The 699-nt window shown below is 60.7% G+C and carries 1 protein-coding gene; it reads left to right on the top strand.

What is annotated here, in order from left to right; translation table 11 throughout:
- Positions 1–699, top strand: a 699-nt coding sequence (locus KVS69_RS18540; protein WP_217539450.1) for an aldehyde dehydrogenase family protein, incomplete at both ends; no start/stop codon positions are given.

Here is a 699-nt window from a genome sequence, read left to right as displayed (position 1 = left end):
CCTCAAGCCCGCCAACACGACGCCGGCCACGGCCGCGCTGCTTCAGAAACTGATACCGCAATATTTTTCGCCGGAGAATGTCACCGTCATCACCGGAGGACGCGAAGAGATCGGTGCGTTGCTTGAGCTTCCCTTCGATTTCATCTTCTTCACCGGTTCCTCGGCCGTCGGCAAGGTGGTGATGCGGGCCGCGGCCGAGCACCTGACCCCCGTCCTCCTCGAACTCGGCGGGCAGAACCCGACCATCGTCGACGAGACGGCCAATCTTGACATAGCAGCTGACCGTATCGCCTGGGGCCACAATGCGATCTCCGGCCAATGGTGCATCGCGCCCGGTTATATCTGCGTCCACGAAAGCGTCGCCGACACATTCATAGCGAGGCTCAAGGCGTCGATCGTCAAAATGTATGGCGAAGACCCGAGCCGGAGCCCCGACTTCGCTCGCATGATCAGTGAACATGATACCGACCGTGTCGCCTCCTACATCATCCCGGAGAAGGTCGTGCATGGCGGGCGCTATGATGTCGCGGCCCGCTATGTCGAGCCGACACTTCTCTATCCCTCCACCTGGGACGATCCGGCGCTGCAGCAGGAAGTCTTCGGCCCGGTGCTCCCGATCATGGCCTATTCCAACCTCAAGGAGATGGTGAGCGTCATCAAGCGCAAGCCAAAGCCGCTCGCCGCCTATATCTTCAGCAA

The sequence above is a fragment of the Stenotrophomonas sp. GbtcB23 genome, assembly GCF_019091045.1.
Taxonomy (GTDB): domain Bacteria; phylum Pseudomonadota; class Gammaproteobacteria; order Xanthomonadales; family Xanthomonadaceae; genus Stenotrophomonas; species Stenotrophomonas rhizophila_A.
The sequence above is the reverse complement of the archived record's forward strand: the minus strand, read 5'-3'. Positions and strand labels throughout refer to the sequence as shown.